Below are 26171 nucleotides of genomic sequence, written 5' to 3'. Positions count from 1 at the left end.
GCGGTGCGATCAGGCGGACTTGCGGTTGCGCACGGGACCGGAGGACCGCGGCACGATCGTCGGGTTGACGTTCTCCTCGACGACCTCGCGGGTGATGACCACCCCTTCGACGTCGTCGCGGCTCGGCACGTCGAACATCACCTGCTGGAGGACCTCCTCCATGATCGCGCGCAGCCCGCGTGCACCCGTCCCGCGCAGGAGCGCCTGCTCGGCGATCGCGTCGATCGCGTCGTCGGCGAACTCCAGGCGCACGCCGTCGATCTCGAACATGCGCTGGTACTGCTTGACCAGGGCGTTGCGCGGTTCGCTGAGGATGCGCACCAGGGCGTCTCGGTCGAGCGGCGAGACGGAGGAGATCACGGGCAGTCGACCGATGAACTCGGGGATCAGTCCGTACTTGTGCAGGTCCTCGGGCCGGACCTCCGAGAAGAGGTCGACGTCGGTGGTCGACTCCATCGGGGCGGAGAAGCCGATCCCGCGCTGCCGCGCCCGCGAGGCGATGATGTCGTCCAGACCCGCGAACGCTCCGGCGACGACGAACAGCACGTTCGAGGTGTCGATCTGGATGAACTCCTGGTGCGGGTGCTTGCGCCCGCCCTGCGGGGGCACCGACGCGCTGGTGCCCTCGATGATCTTCAGGAGCGCCTGCTGCACGCCTTCGCCCGAGACGTCCCGCGTGATCGACGGGTTCTCGGCCTTGCGGGCCACCTTGTCGATCTCGTCGATGTAGATGATGCCCGTCTCGGCCTTCTTGACGTCGTAGTCGGCGGCCTGGATGAGCTTGAGGAGGATGTTCTCGACGTCCTCGCCCACGTACCCGGCCTCGGTGAGCGCCGTGGCGTCGGCGATGGCGAACGGGACGTTGAGCATCTTCGCGAGCGTCTGCGCCAGGTACGTCTTGCCCGTCCCCGTGGGGCCGATGAGCAGGATGTTGGACTTGGCGATCTCCACCGCGTCCTGGTCGTCCTTCGCCGCCGGCGCCGCCTGCACGCGCTTGTAGTGGTTGTAGACCGCGACGGCCAGGGCCCGCTTGGCCGGCTCCTGGCCGATGACGTACTGCTCGAGGAAGTCGAAGATCTCCCGCGGCTTCGGCAGCTCGGTCAGCCCCAGCTCCGTGGTCTCACCGAGCTCTTCCTCGATGATCTCGTTGCACAGGTCGATGCACTCGTCGCAGATGTACACACCCGGCCCAGCGATGAGCTTCTTGACCTGCTTCTGCGACTTCCCGCAGAAGGAGCACTTGAGCAGGTCTGCACCGTCACCGATTCTCGCCACCGCGGGCCTCCTTGTTCTCGTGCGCGTCTCCGACCATTCCACACCACCCGGGCCCGGTTGTCAGCCGAGAACTCCGGTGTGGCGCGACCCGGGTGCCGACACGACGGTCGGCACCCGGGTCGCGAGCGGTGTCGTCACCGGTGAACCGGCTGCTCAGACACCGAGCTGAGCGGGCTTGCGGGAGTCGAGGACCTGGTCCACCAGGCCGTACTCCTGGGCCTGGGCGGCGGTGAGGATCTTGTCGCGCTCGATGTCGTCGCGGATCTCCTGCACGGGCTTGCCCGTGTGGTGCGCCAACGCCTCCTCCAGCCACTCGCGCATCCGGATGAGCTCGTTGGCGTGGATCTCGATGTCGGACGCCTGGGCGTAACCGCCACCCTCCATCGCGGGCTGGTGGATCAGCACCCGGGCGTTGGGCAGCGCGAGACGCTTGCCCCGCTGCCCGGCGGCGAGCAGCACGGCCGCCGCCGAGGCCGCCTGCCCGAGGCAGACGGTCTGGATCTGGGGCTTGATGAACTGCATCGTGTCGTACAGGGCGGTCATCGCGGTGAAGGAGCCGCCCGGGGAGTTGATGTAGATCATCACGTCGCGGTCCGGGTCCTGGGACTCCAGGACGAGCAGCTGGGCCATGATGTCGTCGGCCGACGCGTCGTCGACCTGGACGCCCATGAAGATGATGCGGTCCTCGAACAGCTTGGTGTACGGGTCCTGGCGCTTGAAGCCGTACGGCGTGCGCTCCTCGAACTGCGGCAGGACGTACCGCGACGACGGGGCGCCGTGCGGCAGCGCGATCCCGCCCGGGCGGGCGGCGTCGCCGGCGAGACGCGCGGCCCGCTCGGCGAACTGGTACTCGGCGGAGTAGCTCATGGTTCTCCTCGGTGGGAAATCAGCTGGGGTCTCGGTCGACCGTGGTCGGGTCACTCGGCGGTCGTGCCGCCGCCCCCGGACACCGAGGAAGCGTTGGCGACGACGCGGTCCACGAAGCCGTACTCGAGCGCCTCGTCGGCCGTGAACCAGCTGTCGCGGTCGTTGTCCTTGAGGATCTTCTCGAGCGGCTGGCCGGTCTGCTCGGCCGTGAGCTCCGCGAGCACCTTCTTCATGTGCATGATCAGCTGGGCACCGATCCGCACGTCGGTCGCGGTGCCGCCGACGCCGCCGGAGGGCTGGTGCATCAGCACGCGGGCGTGCGGCGTGATGTAGCGCTTGCCCTTCGCGCCGGAGGACAGCAGGAACTGGCCCATCGAGGCAGCCATCCCCATCGCGACGGTGGCGACGTCGGGCTGGATGAACTGCATGGTGTCGTAGATCGCCATGCCGGCCGTGATCGAGCCGCCCGGGGAGTTGATGTAGAGGTAGATGTCCTTCTCGGGGTCCTCCGCCGCGAGCAGCATCATCTGGGCGCAGATGGCGTTCGCGTTGTCGTCGCGCACCTCCGAACCCAGCCAGATGATGCGCTCCTTGAGGAGCCGGTTGTAGATGGAGTCGTTGAGGCCGAAGCCCTGGCCCTCGGCGCGGGCCTGCGGTGCCACGTCACCCATCTGCAGCAAGTCGTTCACGTCCGTCTCCTTCGCTTCGCTGTCGCTCGACCCTAACGTGCACCGGGTGCCCGCAGAGTCCCGGGAAGCGCCGGTTTCGCTGCAGGCGCACAGGCGCCGGGGCCCTCCGGACGGCCCGGGGACGACGACGGCCCGCACCCTCCGCGCGGAAGGTACGGGCCGTCGTCGTGCGGTGCGGGACCGTCAGGCCTTGGTGGCCTCGTCCGCGGACTCGCCGGAGTCCGCCGAGTCGGGCGAGTCGGCCGACGCCGCGGAGTCGCCGGACTCCGCGTCGGCGATCTCGGACTGCGCCGCCTCGGTGGCGGCCGCAGCGGCCTCGTCGTCCTCCTCGGAACCGATGAACTCGGTCAGGTCGACGACGTTGCCCTCGGAGTCCTTGACCTCGATGTCGCGCAGGGCGACGGCGAGCGCCTTGGACCGGGCGACCTCGCCGACCATGGCCGGGATCTGACCGGTCTGGTCGAGGGTCTGGATGAACTGCTGCGGCTCCATGCCGTACTGCTGCGAGGCCTGCACCAGGTACTCGATCAGCTCGCCCTGGCCCACCTGGACCTCGAGCTTCTCGGCCAGGGTGTCGAGCAGGATCTGGTTCTTGATCGCCTTGGTGGCGTCCTCGGTGACCTCGGCACGGTGCTCGTCGTCCTCGAGGCGACCCTCCTGCTCGAGGTGACGGTTCACCTCGGCCTCGACGACACCGGACGGCACCGGCACCTCGACGGCGTCCAGCAGCTTCTCGAGCAGGGCGTCGCGGGCGGCGACGGCCTGGTTGGAGGACTTGGACGACGCGACCTGCTCGCGCAGGTCCGCCTTGAGCTCCTCGAGGGTGTCGAACTCCGAGGCCATCTGGGCGAAGTCGTCGTCCGCCTCGGGCAGCTCGCGCTCCTTGACGGAGGTGGCGGTCACCGTGACGGTCGCCTCCTCGCCCTGGTGGTCGCCACCCGCGAGGTTGGTGGTGAAGGTGGTGGTCTCGTCGGCGGAGAGACCGGTGAGGGCCTCGTCCAGGCCGTCCAGCATGTTGCCGGCACCGATCTGGTAGGAGACGCCGGAGACCGAGTCGACCTCCTCGTCGCCGACGACGGCCTTGAGGTCGATGACGACGTAGTCGCCCTCGACGGCCGGACGGTCGACGCCCACGAGGGTGCCGAAGCGCTCGCGCAGCGAGTCGAGGCGCTCGGCCACGTCCTCGTCGGAGACCTCGGTGGAGTCGACGGTCAGCTCCATGGCGGACAGCTCGGGCAGCTCCAGCTCAGGACGGACCTCGACGTGGGCCACGAACTCGAGCTGGCCCTCGCCGGCCTTCTCGGGGATCCCGGTGACCTCGACCTCGGGCTGACCCAGCGGGCGCAGCTCCTCGGCGCTGACGGCGTCGCGGTAGAAACCGGAGAGGCCCTCGTTGACGGCGTGCTCGATGACGGCACCCCAGCCGACGCGCTGGTCGATGATGCGCGGGGGGACCTTGCCCTTGCGGAAGCCGGGGATGTTCACCTGCTCCGCGATGTGCTTGTAGGCGTGGTCGATGCTCGGCTTGAGCTCGTCGTACTCCACCTCGACGGTCAGCTTGACCTTGGTGGGCTCCAGGGTCTCGACGGCGCTCTTCACTTCGATGGTCTCCAACTGTCGGGTGCGTGCGCGCGCGTCGTGCCGGAGCGGGCCGGCGCGGTGTGCTGCGGCGCGGGGATGCTTGCGATGCTTGTCGAACGACGCCCGGAGGACGGGCGCACGGGCAACCCGACGATCATACGCCACGCGCCCCAGGGGACGACACCGCCCGTCCAGTGGCACACCCCACGGTGTGGCGCCCCGCCCCCCCGGGAGACGGCCCTCAGAGGCCGACCGGCGCCAGGGCGACGGGGACGAGGAAGAGCATCATGAGACCGAGCGTCGCGACGCCGACCCACCCGAGCACGACGCCGGCGATCGCGATGCCACGGCCCTCCTGCGGGGCGTGCGGGGGCGCGTTGCTGATCTGTCTCAACGCCACGTGACCGAACACGACGGCCAGGACGCTGCCGACCCAGCCGAGCCACAGGATGCCCAGGACCAACGAGGCGACCGCCAGGCCGTTGGTGCGGCGCACCGGGTAGTGCCAGCCGGCGCCGGGATGGCCCGGCGCCGGACCGGCGGGGCTCGGGTACGACGGCGGTGCGGCGGGCGTGGCCGACGAGTGCGGCGGCACCGGCCGCGTCGGGCGCTGCTGCGGGTGCTCGCCGCCGTCGGGTGCGGCGTACGGGTCGTTCGGCACGGTCACGACGTCGACCCTAGCGGTCGCGACGGTCCAGCGGTGCGGCACCCCGCGCCGGTGGACCGTCCGGGTGCCACGATGGCCGGGCACGCCCGCTCCCGACCCGGAGGCCACGTCGACCATGCCGCACGAGAACACCTCGGACGAGCGCCGCGACGCCGGGCGTCCGCGCACCGAACGCTTCCCGCGGTGGGTCTACGCGCGGGGCGACGAGCCGGACGCGCGGTTCTCGCTGGCGAACGAACGGACCCTGCTGGCCTGGATCCGCACCTCGCTGGGCCTCATCGCGGCGGGAACGGCTCTGGAGGCCCTCGACCTGCCGATGGAGCCGCACCTGCGGCTCGCCGCGGCGGTGGTGCTGCTGCTCGCCGGTGTCGCCGTCCCCCTGGTGGCCGCTGTCGAGTGGGCACGCACCGAGCGGGCGATGCGCCTGAGCGCCGAGCTGCCCGGCGCGACGACCGGGTTCGTCCTCGTCGCGACGATGGCCGTCGTCGGCGTGCTCCTGCTGCTCGCGCTGCTCCTGCGATGAGCTCCCCCGCCGCGCAGGATCCGGCGGGGCCGGAGGTCCCGGGCCGCTGGGCCGAGCGCACGGCGCTCGCGTGGCGCCGGACCCTGATCTCCTTCGCCGCCGCCACCCTCGTGGCGATCCACGCCTTCCCCGCCGTCCAGGGCGCCGAGGCCCTGGCCGCGGCCGCCGTCGTCGCCCTCGTCCTGGTCACGCCGGGCTGGTGGTTCACCACCCGCCATGCGCGGCACACGCGGGCCGGTCTGCAGCAGGAGGTTCCCCGGCTGCGGCACGGCCGGCGGATCGTGACGGTCTGCGTCGCCACGAGCCTGCTCGCCCTGGGCGCGCTGCTGCTCGTCCTGCTCGCCTGAGGAGGTCGCGGACCGTGAACCGGACACGTCCGCAGGAGCCCGGACATCACGGACCGACGCCGTAGGCTGAGCCCGTGCTACGCAAACGCCCCGCCGCCGTAGGCCATGTCGAGACGCGCGGAGCGCAGCTCGCCGACGAGTTCGACCGCGCCGCCGACCGCTACGACCTGCTGACCCGGCTCAACCCGGGCTACCACGACGCCCTGCACGCCGCGGCGCGCGAGATGGTCTCGCTGCTGCCGCGGCGCTCCCGCGAGGAGCCGCTCGTGCTCTGGGACCTGGGGTGCGGTTCCGGGCTGTCGACGCGCGCCGTGCTCGACGCGGCCGGCGAGGACGCCCGCGTCGTCGGGCTGGACGCCTCCGCCGGGATGCTGAGCCGCGCCCGGGCCAAGGCCTGGCCGGAGGGTGTGCGGTTCGTGCAGGCGTTCGCCCAGGCCCTGCCCGAGGTGGCGAGCGACCACGGCCAGCGGGACGCGGACGGCGCGTTCGCCGCGTACCTCCTGCGCAACGTGCCCGAGGACCAGCGCGACGAGGTCGTGGCCGCGATCCACGACGAGGTGCGGCCCGGCGGCTGGGTCACGCTGCAGGACTACCACGTCAAGGGCGACCGCGTGGCCCAGGCCGTCTGGACCGCCGTCTGCTGGGCGCTCGTCATGCCCCTGGCCGTCGTCCTGCGCGGCAACCCGTCGATCTACCGCTACCTGTGGCGCAGCGTCGTCGACAACGACAGCACCGCCCAGCTCCAGGCCCGCCTCGAGCGGGCCGGCCTCACCGACATCCGCTGGCGCACCGGCACGGGATGGCAGCGGGGCATCCTGCACACCGTCCTGGCCCGCCGACCCGAGAAGGACCTGACATGACCCGGCCCGTCCCGCCCGGCCGCGACGGCGCGGCCGTCCTCCACCCGGCCGCACCCGGCGCCGAGCGCGTCGCCGACGACCGGCACGTCGTCGTCGTCGGGGGCGGCATCGCCGGCCTCGCCGCGGCCGCGATCCTGGCCGAGCGGGGTGCGCGGGTCACGCTGCTCGAGGCCTGCGAGCAGCTCGGCGGCCGGGTCCGCGCGTGGCCCGTCCAGGAGCACGCCGAGGACCCGGAGGGGCCCGCGGACGGCGACGGCCGCACGATGAGCCGCGGCTTCCACGCCTTCTTCCGGCAGTACTACACGCTGCGCGCGCTGCTGCGCCGCTCCGACCCGGAGCTCGACCACCTGGTGCCCGTCGCGGACTACCCGCTGCGCCGCGGCGACGGCCTCACCGACAGCTTCGCGGCGCTGCCGCTGACGCCGCCGGTCAACCTCGCGGCCTTCGTCGTGCGGAGCCCCACCTTCCCCGTCTCGGCGCTGCGCAAGGTGCACCTGCCCAGCGCCGTCGAGCTCGTCTCGGTCTCCTACCCCGCGAGCCACGAGCGCTACGACGGCGAGTCCGCCCAGGACTTCCTCGACCGCCTGCGCTTCCCCGAGGGCGCACGGCACCTCGCCCTGGAGGTGTTCGCCCGGTCCTTCTTCGCCCATCCGACCGACTTCGGAGCCGGCGAGCTGGTGGGCATGTTCCACACCTACTTCGCAGGGTCGTCGGAGGGTCTGCTCTTCGACGTCCCGGACGACGACTACGACACCGCGTTGTGGGCCCCGCTCGGCAGCTACCTCGCCGGACTGGGCGTCGACGTCCGCACCGGCACCCGCGCGGAGGCGCTGGCGCGGGCCGAGGACGGCACGTGGCACGTGCACGCCACCTCCGGGGACCTCACCGCGGACGCGGTCGTGGTCGCCACCGATCCGCGGGTGACCCGTGAGCTGCTGGCGCCGCTGGCCGACGAGGCGGACGGCGGCGCCGGGACCCCGGAGCGCCAGGACTGGCACCGCCGGGTGGCCGCGGGCCGCAACGCCCCGCCCTTCGCGGTGCTGCGGCTGTGGCTGGACGGCACGGTCGCGCCGGAGCGGGAGGCGTTCCTGGGCACCAGCGGCTACGACCTGCTCGACAACGTCACCGTCCTGGAGCGTTTCGAGCAGGGAGCGGCCGACTGGAGCCGTGAGCACGGGGGCTCGGTCGTGGAGCTGCACGGCTACGCCGTCGACCCCGAGCGGGATCCCGACCTGGCCGGCGACGGGCCGCGCGGGCTGGACACCGAGCGGCTGCGCACCCGGCTCCTCGACGCGCTGCACGAGGTCTACCCCGAGACGCGCACCCTGCAGGCGGTCCACGAGGAGCTGCTCGTCGAGGACGACTGCGGCCTGGTCGGCACGGGCCCGTGGCGCGACCGGCTGACCGTCGACACCCCGTACCCGGGCCTGGCCCTGGCCGGGGACGGCCTGCGCGTCGACTGGCCGATCGCCCTCATGGAACGCGCCGCCGTGACCGGTGTGCTCGCGGCCAACCACCTGCTGCAGGGCTGGGGCGTGCGGGGCGAGGACGTCTGGACCGTCCCGCTGCAGGGCGTGCTGCGGCGTCGACCGGACCTGTCGGCGGCGGGCGCTGCCGTGGCCCGCGCGGCACGGTCCGTGCGTGACCGCCTCCCCGTCGGGCGGCGATGACGGCGCGACGGCGGGCCGTGCGCCCGGACGAGCCGAGCTCACCCCGCGTGGAGCGGCAGGGCGCCGACGGCAGCCCCGGGGTGAGCACCGTGTGGCGTATCCGGTCGCTGGAGGCCGCCCGGCAGGTGCTGCGCGCCCGGCACGCCACGACCCAGGCCGGCTTCACCGCGGAGGCGATCCCCCAGGGCCGGCTCAAGCACCACCCGATCCTCGTCTCCGACGGGCCGCTGCACGACGAGCAGCGCCGCAAGGTCGCCCGCTTCTTCGCGCCCGTGGTCGTGGCCGAGCGCTACACCGCGCAGATGGAGGAGTGCGCCGACCGCCTGCTCGGGGAGACCAAGCCGGGCGGCCGCCTGGAGCTCGACGAGATCGCGCTGCACTACACCGTCGAGGTCACCGCCGAGGTGGTGGGGCTCACCGAGTCGTCGGTGCCGCGCATGTCGCGCCGGCTGGTGAGCTTCTTCCGCCAGCCGCCCTTCGACATCACCCGCCGCGACCTGGGCCGCACCCGACGTCAGTGGATGCGGGCGGCGTTCAACGGGCTGCTGCCGATCGGGCGCTTCTTCCTGGCGGACGTGCGCCCGGCCATCCGGGAGCGCCGCCGGGAGCGCCGCGACGACATCATCAGCCACCTGGTCGACGAGGGCTACACCGACGTCGACATCCTCGTCGAGTGCGTCACCTACGGCACGGCCGGCATGGTGACCACGCGCGAGTTCGTCACGATGGCCGCCTGGCACCTGCTGCGCGACGACGCCCTGCGCGAGCGGTACGCCGTCGCCGGGCAGGAGGAGCGCTTCGCGATCCTGCACGAGATCATCCGGCTGGAGCCGGTCGTCGGGCACCTGTACCGGCGCGCGCAGGACCCGATCGGCGTCACCGACGGCGACGGCTCGTGGACGATCGAGGCCGGCGACCTCGTCGACGTGTGCGTCCGGTCCGCCAACGCCGACCCGCAGGCGCAGGCTCCGGACGAGGACGGCCTGGACCTGTGCCCGGGCCGCTCCCTGCCGCGCGGCGTCAACGCCGCGGGGCTCAGCTTCGGCGACGGCGCTCACAAGTGCCCGGGCCAGCCGCTGGCGATCCTGGAGTCCGACGTGCTGCTCACCCGGCTCCTGGCGCGCTCACCGCGTCTCGTGCGGGAGCCCGCGGTGGGCTGGGACGACCTCATCGAGGGTTACACGCTGCGGGGGCTGGAGCTGGAGCTGCCGGCCACCTCCTCCGGCAGCCGGTGACGGTAGGTCCACGACGTCAGGGCCGTCACGAGCACCGCGAGGAGCACGCCCGTGAAGATGTGCAGCGCCCGCAGGTCCCCGCCGAGCCGACCGAGGGTGAACTGCACGGTCACCAGCACCGCCACCGCCACGGCCAGCGCCACGTTGACCGGCCCCGCGGAACGCCGGAGCACGAGGTAGACCACGACGGCCAGCCAGGCGACCGCCAGGGTGACCCAGGCGCCCACCCGGTGCTGGTCGAGGTAGCCCGGCTCTCCGCCGAGGTAGGCCGAGGCCCAGCCGGCCTGCGCGATGACGCAGCTGATGAGCACGGTCGCGGCGCTGCGCAGCCAGATCAGGTGCGGGTGGGGCATGGCGATCTCCTGTCGACATAGGGTGTGGCCCGGAGGTGGACATGGCGGACGTGGCAGTGGTCGGGCTGGGCCCGGCAGGGCGTGCGCTCGCCTCGCGGTGCGCGGCCCACGGCCTGTCGGTGATCGCGGTCGACCCGCGGCCCACCGCGACGTGGACGCCGACGTACGGCCTCTGGGCCGACGAGCTCGGCGACCTGCCCTCCTCCGTGGTGCGCGCACGCGCGGAGAACCCCGAGCTGAGGGCCCTCGGCGTGCACCCGCTCGAGCGCGCCTACCTCGTCCTCGACAACGCGGCGCTGCAGACGGCCCTGCCCCTGGACGGCGTCGAGGTGCGCGCCGGACGACTCGACGACGCGCAGGTCGGCGCCCTGCGCGCCGAGGCCGCGGTGGTCGTCGACGCGCGCGGCGCACGACCCGCGGGCCTGCGCCCCGACGACCCGGCGCCGATGCAGACCGCCTACGGCGTCGTCGTGCCGGGCGAGGCTGCCGAGCCGGCCCTCCAGGGTGCCGAGTCGCTGCTGATGGACTGGCGCACCGACTGGTCGGCGCAGGAGCGACCGACCGCCACCCCGACCTTCCTCTACGCCATCCCGGTGGGTGCCGGCCGGATGCTGCTCGAGGAGACCTGCCTGGCCGCCGCGCCGGGCCTTCCCGTCGCCGAGCTGCGGACGCGGCTCCGACGGCGCCTGCTGGCCCGCGGTGTCGACCCGGCCGTCGTGGAGGACCCGCTCGACCGGGAGGTCGTGCGCATCCCCATGCGCGGCCGCGACGCTCCCCCACCGCCGGGGGTCCTGGCGGTCGGCACCGCGGGACGCGGCGGGCACCGCATCACCGGCTACTCCGTGGCGCACTCGCTGCGTCGCGCCGACGAGCTCGCGCGGGCCCTCGTACAGGGGGACGTGCCGGACGACGCCGACCCGATGGACGCCGCCGAACGCCTCCGGGAGGTCGGCCTGAACGCACTGCTGCGGCTGAGCACGCAGGGCACGTTGGAACTCTTCGAGGGCTTCGGCCGCCTCCCCGCCTCTCGGCGTCGCGAGCTCCTCGCCCGCGGCTCCGGAGCGGGCGAGCTGGCGCGCACCATGTGGGGGATGTTCACGCACATGCCGTGGGCCGCCCAGAGAGAGCTCGTCCGCGCCTCGCTGGGCACCACGCGGCCGCGCGGCTGACCCACGCTCCGTCGCGTACGTCGTCGCCGCGTCGCCGATGCCGAGGACCTCGTCGGCTGCGTCCACACCCCGCTCCTCGCTCTCGGGCCCAGCCTTGCACACGGCCGTCCCGGAACGCGGCACGGGTCGCGGCGGTGCCACGATCTGCCGAGCATGCACCCGACCTGGTCTCGATGCCCGCGGAGACGCGTGAAGGGCCGCCGGCCCTGCACGACGCAGGTCGACGGCCCTTCGCTGTCTGGTCGGGGTGACAGGATTTGAACCTGCGACCCTCTGCTCCCAAAGCAGATGCGCTACCAAGCTGCGCCACACCCCGTGGTACCCGTCCGCCCGGGGACGGCGGGTCCGGTGGGTCAGTGTAGTGCGCGACGGCGGCACACCCGCCGCCGTACCGCGTGCGGAGGCACGGGTGCGACTTTGCTAGGCTGGCGCCCGCCGTCCGACGGGTTCGCCGTCGCGACCGGGTTCGCCGTCGCGACCTGCTGTCGGACCGGTGCGGGCGTAGCTCAATGGTAGAGCCTCAGTCTTCCAAACTGATTACGCGGGTTCGATTCCCGTCGCCCGCTCGCTGGAGTCGGAACGGCCCCGGTCACCGCGGTGATCGGGGCCGTTCTGCGTCCCGGCCCCCTCCACGCACGCGTGGGCGGACGTCGCCGGGTGCCGCTGGAACCCATCGAACCGCTCGATATGTGAGCGTGATCTTGTCGATCGGACCGCACATGGTTAGGCTCGTCACTGCGGGACGTCCGACGCCCGCCGGAGCACTGCGCCACCGCACACCGCGCACCAGGAGGAGGGACGCACGATGATCATCGCACCCTCCCCCGCCTCCGGCCCCGACACCTCCGCCGCCGCTCTGCCCGAGCGGCGGCCGACGTGCGTCGGCCCCGCCGCCTGCTGCTGTCGGTAGAGCGTCCGCCTCACGCCTGACCCCCCGGGGTCGTGGCGACCGCGCGACGCTCGCAGCCTGCTGGCCCCTGGACACCCGGGACGGCCCCGGCCGACGAGAACCTGCCGTCGGCGACCGGACACGACCACCGCATCACCCGACAAGTGAGGAACCTCCACCCATGACCATCTACGAGGACGCGACGAAGCTCATCGGCCGGACCCCGCTGGTGCGGATCAACCGCCTCACCGAGGGCGCCGGGGCGACCGTCGCCGCCAAGCTCGAGTTCTACAACCCGGCCAGCTCGGTCAAGGACCGCATCGGCGTCTCGATCATCGACGCGGCCGAGGCCTCCGGCGAGCTCCAGCCCGGCGGGACGATCGTCGAGGGCACCTCCGGCAACACCGGCATCGCCCTCGCCTTCGTCGGTGCCGCCCGCGGCTACCACGTCGTGCTGGCGATGCCCGAGACCATGTCCAAGGAGCGCCGCGCGCTGCTGCGCGCCTACGGCGCCGAGCTCGTCCTGACCCCCGGCTCGGAGGGCATGAAGGGCGCCGTCGCGGCGGCGGAGAAGATCGCGGCGGAGCGCCCCGGCGCGGTCCTGGCCCGGCAGTTCTCCAACGAGGCCAACCCGAAGATCCACCGGGAGACCACGGCCGAGGAGATCTGGGCCGACACGGACGGCGAGGTCGACATCGTCGTGGCCGGCATCGGCACGGGCGGCACCATCACGGGTGTCGGCCAGGTCCTCAAGGAGCGCAAGCCCGAGGTCCAGATCATCGCGGTCGAGCCCGAGGAGTCCCCCATCCTCAACGGCGGCGCCCCCGGCCCGCACAAGATCCAGGGCATCGGCGCGAACTTCGTCCCGGAGATCCTCGACACGGAGATCTACGACGAGGTCATCGACGTCAACGCCGAGACGGCCGTCGAGTGGGCGCAGCGCGCCGCCCGCGAGGAGGGGCTGCTCGTCGGCATCTCCTCCGGTGCGGCCCTGGCCGCCGCCGCCCAGGTCGCGAAGCGCCCGGAGAACGCCGGCAAGACGATCGTCGTCATCATCCCGAGCTTCGGCGAGCGCTACCTGTCCACCGTGCTGTTCGCGGACCTGCTGGACTGATCCCCATGTCCGACTCCCCGGCGCGCGCGTTCCTCCGCCTCCTCCGCGAGGACGCGGAGGTCGCGCGCGCCCAGGACCCGGCGGCGGACTCCCTCGTCTCGGTGATGCTGACGTACCCGGGCGTGCACGCCGTGTGGCACTACCGGATCGCCCACGTGATGTGGCAGTCGCCCGGCCTACGCATGCCGGCGCGCCTGCTGTCCCTCGCCTCCCGGCTGTTCACCGGTGTCGAGATCCATCCGGCGGCCCGGATCGGGCGGCGGCTGTTCATCGACCACGGCATGGGCGTGGTCATCGGCTCCACGGCCGAGGTCGGCGACGACTGCCTCCTCTTCCACGGGGTGACCCTCGGCGGGCGCACCATGAATCCCGGCAAGCGGCACCCCACGCTCGGCGACCGGGTCATGGTGGGATCGGGCGCGAAGGTGCTCGGACCCCTGTGGATCGGCGACGACGCGAAGATCGGCGCCAACGCCGTGGTCACCAAGGACGTCCCGCGCGGTGCCGTGGCCGTGGGCGTGCCCGCCCGCAACAAGGTCCCGGCCCCGCCGGTGCCCGACACGTCCTCGAACGGCGAGTCCCGCAGCGTGCCGCGAGTGATCGAGGACCCGTCCCAGCTCATCGAGTACGTCATCTGATTGCGATTCGGCAACGGGACTTGAACGTCTGTGGCCCGTGCCACTAAGAAGGAAAGTGGTGCGGCGCAATGGCGCGTTGCACCACTTACCTGTCTGACGCCCCATCGAGGCATCGGCCCCCTCCTGACGTCAAGAAGTCGTCACGTGGACATCGTTTGTTCTAGTTGTCATAGAACTAGTATGCTCGTGCCGTGCTCTGGACCATCGACACGGGAAGCGACGAACCGCTGTACGCCCAGCTCGTCGCGCAGACCCATCTCGCCGTCGCGCGGGGCGATCTCGCGCCCGGTGACCGACTGCCCGCCGCCCGTGAGCTCGCCACGTCGCTCGAGCTGAACGTGCACACGGTGCTGCGCGCCTACCAGCAGCTGCGGGACGAGGGACTCGTCGACCTCCGGCGCTCCCGCGGCGCGGTGATCACCGCCGCCGCCGCGAGGGACCTGACCGCCGTCGAGGACGCCCTGCGCACGTTCGTCGCGGCCGCCCGCGAGGCGCGCCTCTCCCCCGAAGCCACCACCACCCTCCTCCAGGAAGAGCTGAAGCGATGACCACGCCCCTCGACACGGTCCGCACCGACTGGCACCGACGCGCACGCCGCTCGACCCTCTGGTCCTCCGTGGCCGGGCTGGGGCTGACCCTCGCGGCAGCGGCCGTCGTGCGGAGCTGGCGGGACGACCTGCCCGCCCGGGTCGCCACCCACTGGGGCCCTGACGGCACCGCGGACGCCACGATGACGGTCACCGGACTCGTGACGGCCGTGCTCGCGCTCACCGTCGGGCTCCTCGCCCTGTTCGCCGTCGTCGGTCTGGTCTGGGGCAGCAGCGCCTCGACCCGCCGGATGGCGGCCGGTTCCGCCGTCTGGTCCGGGGGTCTCGGCGCCACCCTGCTGCTGGTCGGCGCCGGCGCCCAGCGCGGGCTCGACGACGCCTCGTCGGCGACCCTGTCGGGCTGGGCGGTGGCGGCGACGATCCTGTTGCCGCTGGTGCCGGCCGTCGTCGCCGCCCTGGTCGTCCCGGGCGACGCCCGGCAGCCCGCCGACGGCCCCGTCCCGCCGGAGGCGGCACGCACGCACCTGCGCGCGGACGAGCGGGCCGTGTGGCTGCGGACCGCGCAGGGCGGCACGGGCCTGGCGGTCGGCGCGGCCGCCGTCGTCGTCACGACCGTGCTCGCGGTGCTGACGCGCCAGTGGCCGTTGCTGCTCGTCCCGGCCGTGCTGACCCTGCTGTTCGCCGCGATGTTCGCGTTCCGGGTGCGCGTCGACGCCACCGGCCTCACCGCGCGCTCCGTCCTCGGGTGGCCGGGGACCCACGTCCCGGCGGACGAGGTCGTGGCGGCCTCGGTCGTCCACGTCGACCCCTTCCGCGAGTTCGGGGGCTGGGGCTGGCGCGTCGGGTTCCGGGGCGGACGGATCGGGATCGTGCTGCGCGCCGGTGAGGCCCTGCTGGTGGAGCGCACCGGGGAGCGGTCTCTCGTCGTCACCGTCGACGACGCGGCTACGGGCGCCGCGCTGCTCAACACCGTGGCCGACCGGTCCCGCGAGAACCGCACGCCCCACTGACGGTCAGCGATCAGGGCGGTACCGGGCGACCGTCGAGCGCGGGGCCCGGGCCGCCCACGCGTCCTCGACCGTCTCGGCGAGCACGTCGTCGTCCACCGTCTCCAGACGCACGAGCACCGCGGCGTACCCCTCGAAGTGCGGGATGGTGAAGTGCGACCCGGGATGCTCCGCCAGGACGGCCTGCTTCTCGCCCAGGTCCTCGACGGCGGCCGCGAGGATCGGACCGGCGGGCACCGGATCGTCGCCGAACCGGCGCAGGTCCGCCTTCCGGAACGGTCGCTCCCAGACGAACTGGCGGCCCTCGACCTTCCACACCCGCCACCCGCGCGAGGTGACCTCGGTGGTGCCCGGCAGGTCGAGCGCCGTGCGCGCCACGTCGTCGAGGGTCGCCATCACTCCAGGGTGCGAGGCGCGGGCCGCACGCGCACCTCGGCTACAGTGACTTGTCCGAGACCGCACGTCCCGGATAACACCGACTCGACGAGGAGCCCCATGACCACCCTGCGCATCGGCATCCAGACCGGCTACTGGTCCCGCAAGCCGCCGGCGGGCATCGTCGAGGCCCTGCAGCAGGCGGAGGCCGCCGGTCTGGACTCCGTGTGGACCGCCGAGGCCTACGGCTCCGACGCGTTCACCCCGCTGGCGTGGTGGGGGTCGCACACCTCGCGGCTGCGGCTCGGCACCGGCATCGCGCAGATGGCCGCCCGCACGCCCACCGCCACCGCGATGCAGGCGATCACGCTCGACCACCTCTCCGGCGGGCGCTTCGTGCTCGGTCTCGGCGCCTCGGGTCCCCAGGTCGTCGAGGGCTGGTACGGCCAGCCCTACAAGCGGCCGCTCGCCCGCACCCGCGAGTACGTCGACATCGTGCGCGAGGTGATCGCCCGCGAGCGCCCCGTCGCGTACGACGGGGAGTTCTTCACGCTGCCGGTCGGCGAGGACACGCCCGGCGCGACCGGGCTCGGCAAGGCGCTCAAGCCGACCGTGCACCCGCTGCGGTCCGAGATCCCCATCCTGCTGGCCGCGCAGGGGCCCAAGAACGTCGCCCTCGCGGCCGAGATCGCCGACGGCTGGATGGCGGGCTTCTACGCCCCGAGCGCGGACGCCGAGCACCGCGAGCTCCTCGAGGCCGGGTTCGCCCGCCGCGCCGAGGAGCGGTCCCGGCCCGAGGACTTCGAGGTCGCGGCCACCATCCCGGTCGTGGTCCGCGACGACGTCGAGGCCGCGGCCGACCTCGTGCGCCCGCACATCGCCCTGTACGCCGGCGGCATGGGTGCCAAGGGCGCCAACTTCCACAAGGCGTCGCTGGACCGGCTCGGTTACGGCGAGGTCACCGACGAGGTGCAGAGGCTGTACCTGGAGGGCCGCAAGGAGGACGCGGCCCGGGCGGTACCCACGGAGATGGTCGAGGAGGTCGCCCTGGTCGGGCCGCCGGCCAAGGTCCGCGCGGACCTCGCCCGCTGGGAGCAGACGGCGCTGACGACGCTGCTGGTCCAGGGCGACCCGGCGTCCGTGGCGGTCCTGCTCGGCTGACTCAGGGCAGCCAGACGGCGCGGCGCAGGTCCACCCGGCGTCCGTCGCGGGTCATCGGGCAGCCCTCGGCGCGCAGCTCGGTCAGGGCCTCGTCGAGGTGGTGGGCCGGCGGCGAACCCGCCGCGTTGACCACCCGCCACCACGGCAGGCCCCCACCGGCCCGCGCCATGACCTGACCCACCTGTCGCGGCCCGCCCCGGCCGAGGACCTCGGCGACCGCCTCGGCGACGAGCCCGTAGGTCGTGGCGCGGCCGGGCGGGACCCGCTCCACGACCGCGAGCACCTCGGCGAGGTACTCGTCGGCGGAGCTCGGTCCGGTCGCGGTGGCCATGGCGCGAGGCTACCGGCGGGGATATCCCCTGGCGTGCCCCGGAGGGTCGGGCGAGGATCGAGCCATGCGCCTGGACACCCCCCTCCCGGACGGCTACCGCTTCCGGCCGCTCACCGCCGACGACCACCACGACGTGCTCGACCTCGACGCGTGGGCCTTCCCGGTCCCGGTCGAGACCGAGGAGATGGCGAAGATGCCCTCGCCGCTGACCTGGGAACGCGCCGTCGGCGTGCAGGTCGACGGGGACACCCCGGACGGCTCCCCGCTGGCGGCGATGCACGCCTCCTACCCGTTCACGCAGTTCCCGGTGCCGGGTGGCACCCTGCCGACCGCCGGGCTGACCTGGGTCGGCGTCCACCCGCAGCACCGACGGCGGGGTCTCGCCTCGGCGATGATCGACCTGCACCTGGCCCGGTGCCGCGAGCGCGGGGAGCCGCTGTCGGCCCTGTACGCGGCGGAGTACGCGATCTACGGACGCTTCGGCTACGGGCGGGCCGCCGACGACGTGCGGGTGACCCTCCCCCGCGGGGCGGCGCTGCGGGACGTCCCCGGCGCGTCCGAGCACACCGTGCGCATCGAGCACGCCGACGCCGAGCGCCACCGGGACCTGGTGCTCGGCATCCACCGTGCCGCCGGGCAGGACGTGGGCGGGCTCGGGCTGAACCGGCCGGGCTGGGCCGGCCCGGAGACCGCGGAGCTGCAGGCGCACCGCTGGTACGACCCGGCCGCCTTCCGCCAGGGCTTCGAGTCCCGCCGGCTGGTCGTCGTCGAGCGCGACGGCGAACCCCGCGGCTACGCCCTGCTGCGGCGCAAGCTCGACTGGGACGTGACCGGACCCCGCGGCACCGTGAACGTGGCGGAGGCCGTCGCGCTGGACACCGCCTCCTCGCGCGCGCTGTGGGGCGTGCTCGTGGACCTGGACCTCATGAGCGAGACCAAGCCGTTCCTCGTCGCTCCCGACGACCCGCTGCTCAGCCTGCTCGTCGACCGTCGCGGCGCCGACCTGCGGATCTCGGACAACGTGTGGGTGCGGGTCGTCGACGTCCCGACGGCGCTGGCCGGCCGCCGGTACGCGGCCGACCTCGACGTCACCCTGGCCGTCACCGACACCCGCCTGCCGGACAACGAGGGCGTCTGGCACCTGCGGGCCGAGGCCTTCGGCCCGGCGTCCTGCACCGCGTCGGAGACCGCTGCCGAGGAGGCCGACCTGGCCCTGGACATCCGGGAGCTCGGCGCGGCCTACCTGGGCGGCACGGCGTTGACGGCGCTGGCGGCCGCCGGGCTGGTCACGGAGCGGACCCCCGAGTCCCTGGCGCGGGCGTCGACCGCGTTCGGGTGGCCGGTCGCCCCGATGTGCTCCTGGGTGTTCTGACCGGACCGCTCAGGCCTGGCAGACGCCGCACCAGTACAGGGTGCGCCCGGCCAGCTCCTTGAGCAGCACCGGCGTCGCGCAGACCCGGCACGGCAGCCCGTCACGGTGGTAGACGTAGAACGCCTGCTCGGCAGGCACCGCGTCCGGGTCGTCGTCGGTGTTCTGCCGGGTCCGCCCCCGCGCTCCCGCCCCGGGAGCCGGGGGCGCGCCGGGCGGGGTGTCCCGGTCCCCGGGACGCGTCGTGACGATCCGCCCGGTGCCGGCGCCGTCGCGCATCAGCACCACGAGGTCGTCCCAGATCGCGGTGAGCGTCTCCGCCGGGACCTCGCGGCCCGGCCGCAGCGGGTCGAGGCCGGCCCGGAAGAGCGCCTCGGCCCGGTAGATGTTGCCGACCCCGGCGATCACTGCCTGGTCCATGAGCTGCTGGCCGACCGTGACGCGGGACCGCCGCACCCGGGCCGTGAACGCCTCCCGGGCCGCCTCGAGGGACTCCCCGCCGCCGTCGGGCCGCAGAGGATCCGGTCCCAGCCGCGCCTCGACGGCGGACTTCTCGGCCGGTGTGAGCACCTCGCAGGCGGTCGGCCCCGTCAGGTCCGCCACCGCGTGGGCGCCCAGCAGCCGCACCCGGACGGCGCCGCGGGGCGCGGGCGGGGTCCACTCCCCCGCGGACGTCCGGTCGGGCGACCCCGCGGGGGTGCTGTCCCGCTCGCCGATCCGCCGGCGGGGCGCCCCGATGGCGTGCACGACGTCGGCGCTGCCGTCCCCGGCGAACGTCCAGGCGCCGTAGAGGCCGAGGTGGACCCGGAGCCAGCGGTCGTCCCCGGCCCCGGCGTCGAAGCGGCAGAACAGCTGCTTGCCCCACGCCTCGGCCCCCGCGAACGGCACGCCGTCGAGCAGCGCGGCGCCCGCGTCGAACCGCCCCTGCGGGCTGCTGACGGCGACCCGCTGCCCGGCGAAGAGCTCGTCGAGCGTCCGGGCCAGCCGATGGACGGTGTGCCCCTCGGGCACGTCAGGACGCGGTCGGCCGGGCGGCCTCGTAGGCGGCGAGCTGGTCGATCCGGCGCTGGTGGCGGGCGTCGCCGGAGAACGGCTCCGCGACGAACGCCTCGACCAGCCCGGTCGCCTCGTCGAGGGAGTGCATGCGACCGCCGACGGCGACGACGTTGGCGTCGTTGTGCTGTCGGCCCAGACGTGCCGTCTCCGTCGACCAGGCGAGCACCGCGCGCACGCCCGGCACCTTGTTCGCGGCGATCTGCTCCCCGTTGCCGGACCCGCCGATGACGACGCCGAGCGACCCCGGCTCGGCGACGACGGCCTCACCGGCCGCGAAGCAGAACGCGGGGTAGTCGTCCTGCGCGTCGTAGGTGTGTGCCCCGTGGTCGACGACGTCGTGCCCGGCGGCGCGCAGGTGCTCGACGAGGTGGGACTTGAGCTCGAATCCGGCGTGATCGGCGGCGATGTGCAGACGCATGGCCCCATTGTCCACGACGAGGGCCACGGAGGACGCCGCGTCTCGCCGCCCGGGCGGCCGCGTAGTGTGGCGACATGACGACCGACGCGACCGGGCTGAGGTCCGGCATCGACACCGCTGCACTCGACGAGAACGTCCGGCCCCAGGACGACCTGTTCCGCCACGTGAACGGGCGCTGGCTCGCCTCGCACGAGATCCCGGCCGACCGCGCCATGGACGGCGCGTTCCGGGAGCTGCACGACCAGGCCGAGGACCAGGTCCGCGACATCATCACGGACGCCGGCGAGGCCGTGCGGTCCGGGACCGCCACCGGACCCCAGAAGCAGATCGGCGCGCTGTACGCCGGCTTCATGGACACCGAGCGCATCGAGGAGCTCGGCACGACCCCGATCGTCCAGGAGCTCGCCGCCGTCCGCGACGCCACCGACCGCGAGGGCCTCACCCGGGTCCTGGGCGCCCTGCAGCGCACCGGGGGCGGCGGGGCCGTCGCCTTCGGCGTGGACAACGACGCCAAGGACCCCGAGCGGTACGTGACGATCATGGTCCAGGGCGGCCTCGGCCTGCCCGACGAGGCGTACTACCGCGAGGACCAGTACGAGCCGGTCCGGGCCGCGTACACCCCGCACGTGGCGCGGATGCTCGCGATCGCCGGCGTCGGCACCGACGACTGGGGCGTCAGCCCGCAGGAGGCCGCCGAGCGCGTGGTCGCCCTGGAGACCCGGCTCGCCACGCACCACTGGGACGTCGTCCGCGACCGTGACGCGACGCTCACCTACAACCCCATGTCCTTCGCCGACCTGGTCGAGTCGGCCCCCGGGTTCGACTGGGCGGCCTGGGCCGACGCGCTCGGCGCCCCCGCCGGGGCGATGGACGCCCTGGTCGTGCGCGAGCCGTCGTTCGTCACCGGCCTGGCCGAGCTGTGGTCGAGCCTCCCGCTGCAGGACTGGCAGCTCTGGGCGGCGTACCACCTGGTCACCGCCCGGGCCCCGTACCTCAGCGACGACATCGTCCAGGCGAACTTCGACTTCTACGGCAAGGTCCTCTCCGGCGCCGAGCAGGTGCGCGAGCGCTGGAAGCGTGGCGTGAGCCTCGTGCAGGGCGCCCTCGGCGAGGCCGTCGGCCAGGAGTACGTGGCCCGGCACTTCCCGCCGGAGCACAAGGAGCGCATGGACGTCCTGGTCGAGCACCTCATCGCCGCGTACCGCGAGTCGATCGAGAACCTCGACTGGATGACCGAGGAGACCAAGCAGCGTGCACTGACCAAGCTGGCGAAGTTCACCCCGAAGGTCGGCTACCCGGTCAAGTGGCGCGACTACAGCGGCCTGGAGCTGTCCGCGGACGACCTCGTCGGCAACGTGCGTCGGGCCCACGCCTTCGAGCAGGACTACGAGCTGGGCAAGATCGGCAAGCCGCTGGACCGCGACGAGTGGTTCATGACGCCGCAGACCGTCAACGCCTACTTCAACCCGGGGATGAACGAGATCGTCTTCCCCGCCGCGATCCTGCACCCGCCGTTCTTCGACCCGGAGGCCGACGACGCCGTGAACTACGGCGGCATCGGTGCGGTCATCGGGCACGAGATCGGCCACGGGTTCGACGACCAGGGTTCGAAGTACGACGGCGACGGCCGCCTCGAGGACTGGTGGACCGAGACCGACCGCACCGAGTTCGAGAAGCGCACGAAGGACCTCGTCGCCCAGTACGACCAGTTCCGCCCGGCCCAGCTCGGCGAGGACGGCCCGACCGTCAACGGCTCGCTCACCATCGGCGAGAACATCGGCGACCTGGGTGGCCTGTCCATCGCGATCAAGGCGTACCGGATCGCACTGGGCGGCTCGCTCGACGACGCCCCCGTCATCGACGGCTACACGGGCCTGCAGCGGGTGTTCCTGTCCTGGGCGCAGGTGTGGCAGGCCAAGGGCCGCGACGCCGAGGTGGAGCGCCGCCTGGCCACCGACCCGCACTCCCCCAACGAGTTCCGCTGCAACGGGGTGGTGCGCAACGTCGACGAGTTCTACCGCGCCTTCGACGTCACGGCGGACGACGCGCTCTTCCTGCCCCCGCAGGAGCGCGTCAGCATCTGGTGACGGCCACCGGCTGACCACCGCGGCGGACGCACGGACGCCCCGGACCCTCGAGGGTCCGGGGCGTCCGTCGTCGTGCCGGAGAGCTACCGGTCAGAACGTCCCGACGCCGGCCCGGGCCAGGGAGAACCCGTTGCCGCTGGGATCGTGCTGGCAGTACATGCCGTCGGTCTCGCTGGTGCAGGTGAAGTCGCCCTCGGTGCGGGACTCGCCGTAGGGCAGCTGCTCCATGTTCTTCGGCGCCTTCTTGGGCTTCTCCCCCTTGGCCAGGCACGGCAGCGAGACCTCGCCGCCGCCGGTCAGCGTGACGGCGTACCCGCTCGTCCCGTCGCAGTCCTCCACCGGGACGGGCTGCTGGTCCCGCTCGGCCAGACCGCAGGTGACCTGGTCGGCGTAGACCTCGCAGGTGATGTTGCGCGACGGCGAGGCGAACTCGGTCACCAGCTCGCCCGGCCCGGAGTCGGCGTCCTGCTCGGCACCGCCCTGACCGTCGCCGTCGCCGTTCGCAGCGCCCTCGCCGGCGGCCTCCGCGGTGCCCTCGGCCTGGGTGTCGGGGAGGTCCGACCCGCCCAGCGCGCCCACCGCGAACACGAGGGCGACGACGAGGAGGACGGCGTCCAGCGCGATGAACGCGATCCAGCCGGCGCTGAGCCGACGGCCCCGCCCGCCGACGGACGGCTGCTGCGTCGTCCCGGACGGCGGGGTGCCGCCGCCGGGTGCGGCCGACGGCTGCTGGTAGGCGTACTGCTGCGGCGTGTAGCCGTACCCGTACTGCTGCGGAGGCATCCCCGCGGGAACCCGCGACGGGGCCTGCTGCGGGGGCACGGGAGCCGAACCCGCCACCGGGGCGGTCGCGTTCCACGCGGTCGTCTGCGCGGCGTGCGGGGACGGGGACGCGGGCGAGGCCGTGGACGGCGAGGACGCCCCCGGGGCCGGGGGCACGGGGGCGTGCGGACGGGTCGCCTGCTCGTCCGGTGTCGCCGTCGTCTCCCGCCGACCGGCGCCGCGCGGCGCGAACGACGGCGGCGCCGCCGGGGCGGCGGAGGCCCGTCGGGGCGCCGCGGCGGGCGAGGACGCGCCACCGGGCTCCTGGGGACCAGGGCCGGGCGGCGGGGGTGGCGGCACCGTGCCGGACATCAGTTCTCCCTCCCGCGCCGGTCGGTGCCGACGCGTCACATGCATCGAGCAGGATGTCACGAGCGCGTGTCGGGGGTCGAACCCTTCCCCCGGACACCGGCTGAAACCTCGCGAATCCGTTCGGTCGGGCACCCAGGAAGTGGCATGATCGTCGGCGTGCCGCGACGACCTCGCGACACGCCGCCACGACCACCATGCGAGGGAGCACCCGTGCCCGGAGAGAACCTGACCCGTGCCGAGGCGATCGCCCGTGCCGACGTCGTCACCGCCGTCGAGTCCTACGCGATCGACCTGGACCTGACCACCGGACCCGACACGTTCGCGTCGACCACCGTCATCCGGTTCTCGGCCACCGAGGGTGCGGGCACGTTCCTCGACCTCGTCGCCCCGCGGGTGCACGAGATCGTGCTGAACGGCCGGTCGCTCGACGTCGACGCGGTGTTCACCGACTCGCGGATCGCCCTCGACGGCCTGGCCGCCGAGAACGAGGTGCGCGTCGTCGCCGACTGCGCCTTCATGAACACCGGCGAGGGCCTGCACCGGTTCGTCGACCCGGTCGACGACGAGGTCTACCTGTACACCCAGTTCGAGGTCCCGGACGCGCGCCGCGTGTTCGCCACCTTCGAGCAGCCCGACCTCAAGGCACCCTTCCAGCTGTCGGTGACCGCACCCGCCCGCTGGCAGGTCGTCGCCAACCAGCCGACCCCCGAGCCGACCCCGGCCACGCACGCGACCGACACCGGCGTCGAGGCGGCCCGCTGGGAGTTCGGGCCGACCCCGCGCATCTCCACCTACCTCGTGGCGCTCGTCGCGGGCCCCTACGCCGTCGAGCGCGGCGAGGCGACGTCGTCGGACGGCCGCGTGGTCCCGCTCGGCGTCTACTGCCGCGCCTCGCTCTCCGAGCACCTGGACGCCGAGGCGATCATGGAGACCACCCGGCAGGGCTTCGGCTTCTACGAGGAGACGTTCGGCGTCGCCTACCCGTTCGACAAGTACGACCAGCTGTTCGTGCCCGAGTACAACATGGGCGCGATGGAGAACCCGGGCTGCGTCACCTTCACCGAGTCCTACGTGTTCCGCTCCCAGGTCACCGACGCGATCCGCGAGCGCCGCGTCGTGACGATCCTGCACGAGCTGGCGCACATGTGGTTCGGCGACCTCGTCACCATGAAGTGGTGGAACGACCTGTGGCTGAACGAGTCGTTCGCCGAGTACGCCTCCACCCTCGCCACCGCCGAGGCCACCGAGTGGGAGGCGGCGTGGACCACGTTCAACGCCATGGAGAAGACGTGGGCCTACCGCCAGGACCAGCTGCCGTCGACGCACCCGATCGTGGCACCGATCAACGACCTGGAGGACGTCCAGGTCAACTTCGACGGCATCACCTACGCCAAGGGCGCGTCGGTGCTCAAGCAGCTCGTGGCGTGGGTCGGCCGTGACGAGTTCGTCGCGGGTGTCTCGGCCTACTTCCGCAAGCACGCCTGGGGCAACACCGAGCTGCGGGACCTGCTGGTCGAGCTCGAGGCCACCAGCGGCCGCGACCTGTCCGCATGGTCGCAGGCCTGGCTGGAGACCGCCGGGGTCAACACCCTGCGCCCGGCGATCGAGCTGGACGCGCACGGACGCATCACCTCGTTCGTCATCGAGCAGTCGGCGCACGAGGACTACCCGACGATCCGTCCGCACCGGCTCGGGATCGGCTTCTACGACTTCGACACCGCCGGGAACGTGGTGCGGACGCGGTCGGTCCAGGTGGACGTCGACGGCGAGCGGACCGAGGTGCCCGAGCTCATCGAGCTCGACCGGCCGGCCCTGGTGCTGATCAACGACGACGACCTGGCCTACGCCAAGGTGCGGCTGGACGACGCCTCGCTGACCTTCGCGGTCGAGAACCTGTCGCGGATCGCCGACCCGCTGGCCCGCTCGCTGGTGTGGAGCTCGGTGTGGGACGCGGTGCGCGACGGCGAGACGCCGGCCTCGGCGTACGTCGACCTGGTGCTGGGCAACATCGCCGCCGAGACCGAGTCGACGACGGTGCGGACGACCCTGGCGCAGCTCGGCCTGGCCACCCGCACGTACGTGGCGCCGGAGCGGCGTGCCGGGACGCTCCAGCGGGTCGGCGACACCCTGTGGGCCCTCGCCCAGAAGGCCTCGCCCGGCTCCGACCTGCAGCTGCAGCTCGTGAAGTACTTCTCGGCGCTGGCGTCCACCGAGGACCACGTCGCACCGCTGCGCGGCCTGCTGGACGGGTCGGTCGTCCTCGAGGGGCTGTCGGTGGACACCGACCTGCGCTGGGAGCTGCTGCAGGGACTGGTGCTGCTCGGCGCCGCCGACGAGGCGGAGATCGACACCGCCCAGGCCGCGGACGACACCGCGACCGGTCGTCAGGCCGCGGCCCGGGCCCGTGCGACGATCCCGACGACCGCCGGCAAGGAGCGCGCCTTCGCCTCCGTGGTCGACGACTCGGACGCACCGAACGCGATCATCCGCGCCACGGCCTCCGGGTTCGTGCACGTGACGGACCCGGCGGTGCTGGAGCCGTTCGCGCAGCGCTACGTCGACGCCCTGCTGCCGATCTGGGACAGCCGCAGCTACCACATCGCCGAGGAGCTCGTGGAGGGTCTCTACCCGGCCCCGCTGGCCTCGGTCGAGCTGCGGGACACCGTCCGCGGCTGGCTCGAGACGCACCCCGACGCACCGGCGGCGCTGCGCCGCATGGTCGTCGAGGGGCTCGCCGGTACCGAGCGGGCCCTGGCCGCGCAGGCGGTCGACGCCGCCTCCTGACACCCGTGCGTGGAGGAGGACGCG

Annotated in this window: 25 protein-coding genes and 2 tRNA genes; 15 read left to right on the top strand and 12 right to left on the bottom strand. The window is 73.2% G+C overall.

What is annotated here, in order from left to right:
- Positions 1-9 precede the first annotated feature (9 nt).
- The 5 genes from clpX to Q6347_RS10425 form a co-directional block, all read right to left on the bottom strand.
- Positions 10-1275, bottom strand: a complete 1266-nt coding sequence (gene clpX, locus Q6347_RS10445) for an ATP-dependent Clp protease ATP-binding subunit ClpX (RefSeq protein WP_171246797.1) — start codon at positions 1273-1275, stop codon at positions 10-12.
- Between the two features lie 153 nt (positions 1276-1428).
- The gene (locus tag Q6347_RS10440; protein WP_304603593.1) at positions 1429-2142 is read right to left on the bottom strand and encodes an ATP-dependent Clp protease proteolytic subunit; all 714 of its coding nucleotides are present in this window, start codon (positions 2140-2142) and stop codon (positions 1429-1431) included.
- A 50-nt stretch (positions 2143-2192) separates the two neighbouring features.
- Positions 2193-2813: an ATP-dependent Clp protease proteolytic subunit gene (locus Q6347_RS10435; RefSeq protein ID WP_304603808.1), complete on the bottom strand. Its 621-nt coding sequence runs from the start codon at positions 2811-2813 to the stop codon at positions 2193-2195.
- A gap of 201 nt (positions 2814-3014) precedes the next feature.
- Positions 3015-4430 carry a trigger factor gene (gene tig, locus Q6347_RS10430; RefSeq protein WP_304607416.1) on the bottom strand — a complete coding sequence of 472 codons (1416 nt, stop codon included), beginning with the start codon at positions 4428-4430 and terminating at the stop codon, positions 3015-3017.
- A gap of 223 nt (positions 4431-4653) precedes the next feature.
- A complete protein-coding gene (locus Q6347_RS10425) occupies positions 4654-5079 on the bottom strand; it encodes a DUF4190 domain-containing protein (protein WP_304603591.1) in 426 nt (141 codons plus the stop codon).
- Positions 5080-5143: 64 nt separating this feature from the next.
- On the opposite strand from Q6347_RS10425, the gene Q6347_RS10420 reads away from it, so the two are divergent.
- The 5 genes from Q6347_RS10420 (at position 5144) to Q6347_RS10400 (ending at position 9714) form a co-directional block, all read left to right on the top strand.
- Complete coding sequence (locus tag Q6347_RS10420) at positions 5144-5602, top strand: YidH family protein (RefSeq protein WP_369810834.1); 459 nt, start codon at positions 5144-5146, stop codon at positions 5600-5602.
- A complete protein-coding gene (locus Q6347_RS10415; protein WP_304607308.1) occupies positions 5599-5949 on the top strand; it encodes a DUF202 domain-containing protein in 351 nt (116 codons plus the stop codon). Before Q6347_RS10420 ends, Q6347_RS10415 begins: the two co-directional genes overlap by 4 nt.
- Before the next feature lie 74 nt (positions 5950-6023).
- A complete protein-coding gene (locus Q6347_RS10410) occupies positions 6024-6809 on the top strand; it encodes a methyltransferase domain-containing protein (protein WP_304607307.1) in 786 nt (261 codons plus the stop codon).
- Positions 6806-8479, top strand: a complete 1674-nt coding sequence (locus Q6347_RS10405) for an FAD-dependent oxidoreductase (RefSeq protein WP_304607306.1) — start codon at positions 6806-6808, stop codon at positions 8477-8479. Before Q6347_RS10410 ends, Q6347_RS10405 begins: the two co-directional genes overlap by 4 nt.
- Positions 8476-9714 (top strand): cytochrome P450, encoded by a 1239-nt coding sequence (locus Q6347_RS10400; protein ID WP_304607305.1) that lies wholly within the window; start codon positions 8476-8478, stop codon positions 9712-9714. Before Q6347_RS10405 ends, Q6347_RS10400 begins: the two co-directional genes overlap by 4 nt.
- Here the strand turns inward: Q6347_RS10400 and Q6347_RS10395 are convergent.
- Entirely contained in the window at positions 9657-10067 is a 411-nt protein-coding gene (locus Q6347_RS10395) for a hypothetical protein (protein ID WP_304607304.1), read from the bottom strand. The genes Q6347_RS10400 and Q6347_RS10395 overlap by 58 nt on opposite strands.
- Before the next feature lie 41 nt (positions 10068-10108).
- Between Q6347_RS10395 and Q6347_RS10390 the strand changes: the two genes are divergently transcribed.
- The gene (locus tag Q6347_RS10390; RefSeq protein WP_304607303.1) at positions 10109-11236 is read left to right on the top strand and encodes a lycopene cyclase family protein; all 1128 of its coding nucleotides are present in this window, start codon (positions 10109-10111) and stop codon (positions 11234-11236) included.
- A gap of 239 nt (positions 11237-11475) precedes the next feature.
- Here the strand turns inward: Q6347_RS10390 and Q6347_RS10385 are convergent.
- A tRNA-Pro gene (locus Q6347_RS10385) sits at positions 11476-11552 on the bottom strand.
- A 179-nt stretch (positions 11553-11731) separates the two neighbouring features.
- On the opposite strand from Q6347_RS10385, the gene Q6347_RS10380 reads away from it, so the two are divergent.
- From Q6347_RS10380 to Q6347_RS10360, 5 genes are all read left to right on the top strand, one after another.
- Positions 11732-11802, top strand: a tRNA-Gly gene (locus Q6347_RS10380).
- A gap of 504 nt (positions 11803-12306) precedes the next feature.
- Positions 12307-13239, top strand: coding sequence for a cysteine synthase A (cysK, locus tag Q6347_RS10375; protein WP_171247605.1), 933 nt, complete (start codon positions 12307-12309; stop codon positions 13237-13239).
- A 5-nt stretch (positions 13240-13244) separates the two neighbouring features.
- Positions 13245-13877 (top strand): serine O-acetyltransferase, encoded by a 633-nt coding sequence (gene cysE, locus Q6347_RS10370; protein ID WP_171247603.1) that lies wholly within the window; start codon positions 13245-13247, stop codon positions 13875-13877.
- A gap of 191 nt (positions 13878-14068) precedes the next feature.
- Entirely contained in the window at positions 14069-14425 is a 357-nt protein-coding gene (locus Q6347_RS10365) for a GntR family transcriptional regulator (RefSeq protein WP_304603583.1), read from the top strand.
- Complete coding sequence (locus Q6347_RS10360) at positions 14422-15435, top strand: DUF1648 domain-containing protein (RefSeq protein ID WP_304603582.1); 1014 nt, start codon at positions 14422-14424, stop codon at positions 15433-15435. The genes Q6347_RS10365 and Q6347_RS10360 overlap by 4 nt, the downstream gene beginning before the upstream one ends.
- Before the next feature lie 3 nt (positions 15436-15438).
- Here Q6347_RS10360 and Q6347_RS10355 read toward each other — a convergent pair whose 3' ends face one another.
- Positions 15439-15828 (bottom strand): MmcQ/YjbR family DNA-binding protein, encoded by a 390-nt coding sequence (locus Q6347_RS10355; RefSeq protein WP_171247599.1) that lies wholly within the window; start codon positions 15826-15828, stop codon positions 15439-15441.
- Positions 15829-15936: 108 nt separating this feature from the next.
- Between Q6347_RS10355 and Q6347_RS10350 the strand changes: the two genes are divergently transcribed.
- Positions 15937-16968 (top strand): LLM class F420-dependent oxidoreductase, encoded by a 1032-nt coding sequence (locus tag Q6347_RS10350; RefSeq protein ID WP_304607414.1) that lies wholly within the window; start codon positions 15937-15939, stop codon positions 16966-16968.
- A gap of 1 nt (position 16969) precedes the next feature.
- On the opposite strand, the gene Q6347_RS10345 is transcribed toward Q6347_RS10350, so the two are convergent.
- Positions 16970-17299, bottom strand: coding sequence for an MGMT family protein (locus Q6347_RS10345; protein ID WP_304603580.1), 330 nt, complete (start codon positions 17297-17299; stop codon positions 16970-16972).
- 64 nt (positions 17300-17363) lie between these two features.
- On the opposite strand from Q6347_RS10345, the gene eis reads away from it, so the two are divergent.
- Positions 17364-18671, top strand: a complete 1308-nt coding sequence (gene eis / locus Q6347_RS10340) for an enhanced intracellular survival protein Eis (protein ID WP_304607302.1) — start codon at positions 17364-17366, stop codon at positions 18669-18671.
- A gap of 9 nt (positions 18672-18680) precedes the next feature.
- Here eis and Q6347_RS10335 read toward each other — a convergent pair whose 3' ends face one another.
- Both Q6347_RS10335 and Q6347_RS10330 read right to left on the bottom strand, forming a co-directional pair.
- Positions 18681-19679 (bottom strand): Fpg/Nei family DNA glycosylase, encoded by a 999-nt coding sequence (locus tag Q6347_RS10335; protein ID WP_304607301.1) that lies wholly within the window; start codon positions 19677-19679, stop codon positions 18681-18683.
- A 1-nt stretch (position 19680) separates the two neighbouring features.
- Positions 19681-20142 (bottom strand): ribose-5-phosphate isomerase, encoded by a 462-nt coding sequence (locus Q6347_RS10330; protein ID WP_171247592.1) that lies wholly within the window; start codon positions 20140-20142, stop codon positions 19681-19683.
- A gap of 74 nt (positions 20143-20216) precedes the next feature.
- Here Q6347_RS10330 and Q6347_RS10325 point away from each other — a divergent pair, with 74 nt between their 5' ends.
- Positions 20217-22229, top strand: coding sequence for a M13 family metallopeptidase (locus Q6347_RS10325; RefSeq protein WP_304607300.1), 2013 nt, complete (start codon positions 20217-20219; stop codon positions 22227-22229).
- Positions 22230-22319: 90 nt separating this feature from the next.
- Here Q6347_RS10325 and Q6347_RS10320 read toward each other — a convergent pair whose 3' ends face one another.
- The gene (locus tag Q6347_RS10320) at positions 22320-23363 is read right to left on the bottom strand and encodes a hypothetical protein (protein WP_304607299.1); all 1044 of its coding nucleotides are present in this window, start codon (positions 23361-23363) and stop codon (positions 22320-22322) included.
- Between the two features lie 210 nt (positions 23364-23573).
- On the opposite strand from Q6347_RS10320, the gene pepN reads away from it, so the two are divergent.
- On the top strand, positions 23574-26147 hold the full coding sequence (gene pepN, locus Q6347_RS10315) for an aminopeptidase N (RefSeq protein WP_304607298.1): 2574 nt from the start codon (positions 23574-23576) through the stop codon (positions 26145-26147).
- Positions 26148-26171 lie beyond the last annotated feature (24 nt).

The sequence above is a fragment of the Isoptericola sp. b408 genome, from assembly GCF_030588085.1.
Classification (GTDB): domain Bacteria; phylum Actinomycetota; class Actinomycetes; order Actinomycetales; family Cellulomonadaceae; genus Isoptericola; species Isoptericola sediminis.
Note: the sequence above shows the minus strand (reverse complement) of the source record. Positions and strands in the feature narration are given on the sequence as shown.